General features: G+C 63.1%; 4 protein-coding genes and 1 pseudogene. 4 read left to right on the top strand and 1 reads right to left on the bottom strand.

Going from position 1 to position 3,495, the window contains the following annotated elements; genetic code table 11:
* Window positions 1-108: 108 nt before the first annotated feature.
* The 3 genes from QMX83_RS20790 to QMX83_RS20780 all read left to right on the top strand — a co-directional run bounded on the left by QMX83_RS20790 (window position 109) and on the right by QMX83_RS20780 (window position 2,025).
* Window positions 109-813: a glutathione S-transferase N-terminal domain-containing protein gene (locus QMX83_RS20790; RefSeq protein WP_004099038.1), complete on the top strand. Its 705-nt coding sequence runs from the start codon at window positions 109-111 to the stop codon at window positions 811-813.
* Complete coding sequence (locus tag QMX83_RS20785) at window positions 810-1,778, top strand: magnesium and cobalt transport protein CorA (protein WP_047290297.1); 969 nt, start codon at window positions 810-812, stop codon at window positions 1,776-1,778. Before QMX83_RS20790 ends, QMX83_RS20785 begins: the two co-directional genes overlap by 4 nt.
* A gap of 91 nt (window positions 1,779-1,869) precedes the next feature.
* Window positions 1,870-2,025, top strand: coding sequence for a hypothetical protein (locus QMX83_RS20780; protein ID WP_154583203.1), 156 nt, complete (start codon window positions 1,870-1,872; stop codon window positions 2,023-2,025).
* Window positions 2,026-2,198: 173 nt separating this feature from the next.
* Here QMX83_RS20780 and QMX83_RS20775 read toward each other — a convergent pair.
* Window positions 2,199-2,762: pseudogene (locus tag QMX83_RS20775) on the bottom strand (transposase); the annotation flags it as partial.
* Between the two features lie 70 nt (window positions 2,763-2,832).
* Between QMX83_RS20775 and QMX83_RS20770 the strand changes: the two are divergent.
* Window positions 2,833-3,495: transposase zinc-binding domain-containing protein (locus QMX83_RS20770; RefSeq protein WP_282298520.1), on the top strand; the 663-nt coding region annotated here is incomplete at its 3' end.

Genomic DNA, 3,495 nt, shown 5'->3' with positions numbered 1-3,495 from the left:
CCCCCGGCCCCCCCCCCCCCCCCCCCCGCCCACCCGCCGGGGCCGGGCGAACCCGGCCTTGAAGCAGATCATTCCATTCAGCCGCCGTCGCAGTGCCAGGATCCAGATATGACAGACCTCTCCTCCTTTCCCATCACGCAGCGCTGGCCAGCATCTTATCCGGATCGCTTGCAACTATACGCGGCCCCCACGCCCAACGGCGTCAAGGTCTCGATGATGCTGGAGGAGACTGGCCTGCCGTATGAGCCCCACTTCGTCGACATCTCGAACAACGAGTCGAAGGATCCAGCGTTCGTGTCGTTGAATCCCAACGGCCGCATACCCGCGATCATCGATCCGGCTGGCCCTGACGGCCAGCCCATTGGCATATGGGAAACCGGTGCGATCCTCATCTATCTGGCCGACAAGACGGGGCAGCTCATCTCAACAACACCCGCCCAGCGGTACGAGACTCTGGCCTGGGTGTTCTTTCAGGTGTCGGGCGTTGGGCCGACCTTCGGACAGCTAGGCTTTTTCCTGCGATTTGCCGGCAAGGACTATGAGGACAAGCGACCTCGGCAGCGCTTTGTTGATGAATCCAGGCGTCTTCTCGGGGTCCTGGATCACCGGCTGGAGGGCCGCGAATGGATTGTCGATGATTACTCGATCGCGGACATTGCGACGTTTGGCTGGGTGAATGCGCTGGTCGAATTCTACGCAGCGGGCGACATCCTCGGCCTAAGCAGCTATTCGAACGTGCAGGCATGGCTCGAACGCGGGCTGGCGCGACCGGCTGTACAGCGTGGCCTGCGAATTCCTGCGAGGCCTGCATGACCATTATCGCCGCATATTATTACAACGAAGGTAAGCGAGTCCGTGAAATCAGGCTCGATGAGCACGTCGAACTAAACGAGAATCGCTCGGGCTTCTGCTGGATCGCGCTTAGCGAGCCCACCGCAGACGAACTCAGCGCGATCCAGACGACGTATAACCTCCATCCTTTGGCGATCGACAACGCCATGCACCCGCTGTGCCCGCCCAAGCTCGAGGTCTACAACGATGAGTTGTACGTCGTCGCCCAGACCGCCGAGCTGGTCGGCGACCGGATCAGCTACGGCAAGATGGCGATCTTCACCGGTCACAATCACCTTATCACCGTGCGGCACGGCAATGCCGGAGCGCTGGGCAAACTTCGGGAGCAACTCGAGGCATCGCCGACGCAGTTCGGCAAGGGTGTCGACTATGTGCTGCACGCGATCTTGCACCGAGTGGTCGACCAGTATCTGCCCATCTTCGAAATGATCGAGGACGACGTCCTGGCGATGGAGCGACGGTCGCTGCACGCTTTCCTCGGGCCAGAAGAGGTGGCGCGAATCTTCGAACTAAGGTCCGAACTCACGCGGTTCCAGCGCACGCTCGGGGCTATGGCCGAGCTGGTGCGAAAGCTCGTTCGCGGCCACTTTCCCTGCATCAGCGCCGAAATGACACCATATTTCCACGACGTCGCGGACCATGTCCACCGCGTGCAGTCCATGGTCGACGGCCTCCTGCTTGTCCTGTCCACGGTCTTCGAGGCCAGCAGCCTTCTGGAAGCGCAAAGGATCGGTGTGGTCACTCGCCAGCTCGCGGCCTGGGCGGCGATCTTGGCGGTCCCGACGGCGATCGCCGGAATATATGGCATGAACTTCAAGCACATGCCGGAACTGGACACGCCATATGGCTACTTCGTCGTGCTCGGAGTGATAGCGGTGTTCTGCCTTCTCCTATTCATGCGCTTCAAGAAGGCCAAGTGGCTATGAGTAACGCACTTCGCGAGCTTCTCCGTCCGCCGAGTCACAGCGCGCTTTGTGCGCGAGCGTGTCCAATCCAGTTCAAGATGAAGGTGCTTCCATGACCTCCCAGGTGACCGACGTTCTAGAAGCAGTCCAGTCATTCATCGCCAAAGGCTATGACCGCGAATACCGCGTCAAGGACGGCAATCTCGTCGATCTCGAACTAGGGTCAACCCTCGATGCATGCAGACGGATAGGCGTTTTAACCGCATGAGGCCAAGTATCGCACCGCGGAAGCGCCATCAAGCCGGCTGAGACACTCGATTTTCCCGCCCAGGTGTCAGGTTCACCACCAGGGTTTGGCGTTCAGGAGAGTGATTTGCGGCGCTCGGCGTGTACCGGGCGCAGAGCCAGTTCGCGGCAAGTCAAAATCGCCGCTTTGTTCATTCACCAACTGATGCGCTGATCGACCTCAAAGTCCGGTGCCGGTTGCGCCGCCAGGTCCCAGTCTGCTGGCTCGGTTTGCGCCCCGTCATCCATCTGCGCATCACTACAGTCATCCCACAGCGGTGGCCCGCGCGCCGGGGAGATGCGGGGTGGCTCTGAATCTGCCCCGATGTGGTCCAGGATGTGCCGGATGTCAGCGCTGTGCGTAATGAACGCGATGATGCGCATATGCCCGCCACACAGCGGACACAAGAGGGGGAACACCTCGTAGATGCGGGCGATCAGCACCGCCCACAGGTAGTGCGCTGCACGCTTGGGCAGCACCGGCTCGCTCTGGGATGGCAGCGCGCTGCTCATCGGTACCACACCAGGCGCGCACTCCCCCGTGCTGATCGACGCGCCCAGCACGGGAGCGGCTCGCGCCGGTGTCGCCAGCGCCGTCACCGCAGCCCTGAGCGGCGAGTTGGGTGCCAACACGCCAAAATAGCGGTGCCGGTGGGTGCGTGGCGGGGGAACCAGCGCGGCAATGCGGTCGATCAGCTCCAGCGGTGTGAGGTGCAGCTCATAAAGGCCGATATGAACCGGCCGGGGCGGGCGCAAGCCTGAGCAGCCATTCCCTGCACCGGAGTGTTTCGTGCCGCGCCTCGCCGCGACCGTGTCGCAGCTGCAGGATGCCGTGGCGCACGCAACGTCGCCGGCAGCGCATCTGCCCACGGCTCGCTATGCGCCTCACCGTCCCGAGCGCACGCTGCTGTATTCGCTGGTGCAGGCGCATTGGCCGGACTTTCTCGCGCGCCGTGAGGTAGAAGACCGCCCGCTGCCCGAGTATGTGCGCGAGGAGTTCGAGACCTACCTGCGCTGCGGCGTGCTCGAGCACGGCTTCCTGCGCGTGGTCTGCGAGCACTGTCGTGCCGAGAGGCTAGTGGCGTATTCCTGCAAGAAGCGCGGCTTCTGCCCGAGTTGCGGCGCGCGACGCATGGCCGAGTCGGCGCGGCACCTGGTCGAGGAGGTGTTCGGCCCGCGGCCTGTGCGGCAATGGGTGCTGAGCTTTCCGTACCCCTTGCGTTTCCTGTTCGCCAGCAAGCCAGAAGCCATTGGCCCGGTGCTGGGCATCGTGCAGCGCGTGATCGCCGGCTGGTTGGCCGATCAAGCCGGCATCGACCGCGCCAGCGCCCAGTGCGGTGCGGTGACCCTGATCCAGCGCTTCGGCAGCGCGCTGAACCTGAATGTTCACTTCCACATGCTGTGGCTCGACGGCGTGTACGACGCGAACGTCGAGCCGCCGCGGCGCCACCCG

It is taken from the genome of Stenotrophomonas sp. PS02289 (assembly GCF_029960115.1).
GTDB lineage: Bacteria > Pseudomonadota > Gammaproteobacteria > Xanthomonadales > Xanthomonadaceae > Stenotrophomonas.
Note: the sequence above shows the minus strand (reverse complement) of the source record. Positions and strands in the feature narration are given on the sequence as shown.

What these genes read in the sequence shown, in the direction of transcription:
- QMX83_RS20790 (WP_004099038.1), top strand. Translation starts at nt 109, where the DNA reads ATGACAGACCTCTCCTCCTTTCCCATCACGCAGCGCTGGCCAGCATCT.
- QMX83_RS20785 (WP_047290297.1), top strand. Translation starts at nt 810, where the DNA reads ATGACCATTATCGCCGCATATTATTACAACGAAGGTAAGCGAGTCCGT.
- QMX83_RS20780 (WP_154583203.1), top strand. Translation starts at nt 1,870, where the DNA reads ATGACCTCCCAGGTGACCGACGTTCTAGAAGCAGTCCAGTCATTCATC.